General features: G+C 42.1%; 1 protein-coding gene and 1 pseudogene. Both read left to right on the top strand.

What is annotated here, in order from left to right; genetic code table 11:
• Window positions 1-185: 185 nt before the first annotated feature.
• Window positions 186-710 (top strand): annotated as a pseudogene (locus tag BN3456_RS00340) (lacto-N-biose phosphorylase central domain-containing protein); the annotation flags it as partial.
• A gap of 366 nt (window positions 711-1,076) precedes the next feature.
• Window positions 1,077-1,937, top strand: a complete 861-nt coding sequence (locus tag BN3456_RS00345; protein WP_089981978.1) for an SDR family oxidoreductase — start codon at window positions 1,077-1,079, stop codon at window positions 1,935-1,937.
• Window positions 1,938-2,150 lie beyond the last annotated feature (213 nt).

Genomic DNA, 2,150 nt, shown 5'->3' on the forward strand with positions numbered 1-2,150 from the left:
GCCTTTTGGAACGCCATATTCGTTAGATAATTCTGTGATACCTTTACCAGCTTTATTACGCAGATCTACAATCTGCTGCTTGAATTCAGGGGTATAGGATTTTTGATTTTTTGCCATGATTGAACACTCCTTTATTATATTATAGAATGTTCAACTTTCCGTGTCCATAGTTATATACTAACACCAAACCAAGTGCACACCAGGCGAGTGGACACTTCTTCCAGTTATCTAACGTCTTTGGAGTAGAAGAAGAACGTGATTTTACATTGGGATATGATAAATATAACTGGGATGTACATCCCCATTTCATCACAGAAGATGCCAAAGGTGAAATAGATTTCGGAGATGGCAAAAAGAGTATTTATGCTTTAGAAGGAACTACCGTTTTGGTACAAAAGGAGAAAGAAGTACAGTTGGCAGTCAATCAGTTCGGAAAAGGGCGTGCCGTATATATTAGTGGATTGCCATACAGCTTTAAGAACAGCCGTCTGTTATACCGTTCCATTTTATGGAGTGCAGGGGAAGAAGATCATCTTCGCAGATGGTTCTCCGATAACTACAACGTAGAAGTGCATGCTTATATTGAAAATGGTAAGTATTGTGTGGTAAATAACACCTATGAGCCACAGCACACAACAGTATATAAAGGAGACGCAACTGCATTTGATCTTGATATGGAGGCAAATCAAATTATCTGGTATGAAATATAAACTGGAAGCAGCCCATTGAAGTTTTAGTCTTCGGGAGGGACAGGTCTTTTGGCGTGATTTGGGAATGGAGAGTTATAGCTTCCTCAAGGTCTCTAGCACTGCCCCCCTTCGCGAACAGCTCCGTACATGAACTTCTCCTTTGGATTTGCAAGCTGTGGCGGACCCCTTAGTCGATACATCAGAACATTTTAGCCCTGAATTTGCACGGCACCCGCAGCATTTAGAGGAGTAATAAGAAATAGCCCGTAATCTGGAGAGGATTTCGGGCTAAAATAGTGTATCATTATTCCAGTCGTTTATAAGTTTCGATTGATTTTTTTGAAAATGGGCATGCTAAAAGAAAATCAGAAAGGAATATAAACGATTATGGAAAATCCAAAAAAAGAAACCTACCCAGCTCAGCATCAGGATAAGCAGCCCGGGAAAGAATCTATCATGAATCCGCGCCCCCTGTTTGAAGACCCCAACTATAAGGCTGCGGGCAAGTTGTTAAATAAAGTGGCTGTTATCACGGGAGGAGATAGTGGAATCGGCCGTGCCGTTGCTTTGACATATGCAAAAGAAGGTGCGGATGTGGCGATTGTTTACAAGGATGAACATGAGGATGCAAAAGAGACGGAGCAGCTGATTTGTGCTGCGGGCAGGCGCTGTTTGAGTATATCCGCAGACCTGAGAAAAGAGCAGGAAGCAGCCCGCGTTACAGAGATGGTGATCGGTGAATTCGGCAAGGTTGATATACTGGTTAACAACGCCGGAGTACAGTATCCTCAAAACAGTATTTCCGAAATTACGCAGGAACAGCTTCAGTGTACCTTTGAAAGCAACATCTTTTCACAGTTTTATATGACTAAAGCGGTGCTTCCCCATATGCAAAAGGGCTGTTCCATCATTAACACCACCTCAATTACCGCATTTGAAGGACAGCCTACTCTAATTGATTATTCTGCGACAAAGGGTGCTATTCTATCTTTTACCAGATCTCTGGCGCTGTCTTTAGTAGCTCAGGGGATTCGGGTTAATGCCGTAGCGCCGGGACCGATTTGGACGCCGCTGATTGTATCCAGTTTCGCGGAAAGCGAAGTAAAGACATTTGGATCCAATACACCGATGGCAAGGGCGGGGCAGCCTTATGAACTGGCTCCTGCTTATGTATTCCTCGGATGTGAGGATTCTTCATACATTTCAGGACAGGTGATTCATGTAAATGGTGCAATGATTATAAATTAAATTATGGGCATAGGATGCAGTCAGGAAGCATCTTATGTCCTTTAAACTGTTTAAGTTTTATACTTATAAAGCAGTTGTTGAAGAGGTGTAAGTGGTATACTATAACCAGCAGATTTAGGCAAATAAAATCCAGCAACTATTATACAACATCAACGAATGATATACTGTCATTCGGAGGTGAAGAAAGGATGGTTAGTTGGATGCATTACTATG

The sequence above is a fragment of the Clostridium sp. C105KSO13 genome, assembly GCF_001517425.1.
Lineage (GTDB): Bacteria > Bacillota > Clostridia > Lachnospirales > Lachnospiraceae > Muricomes.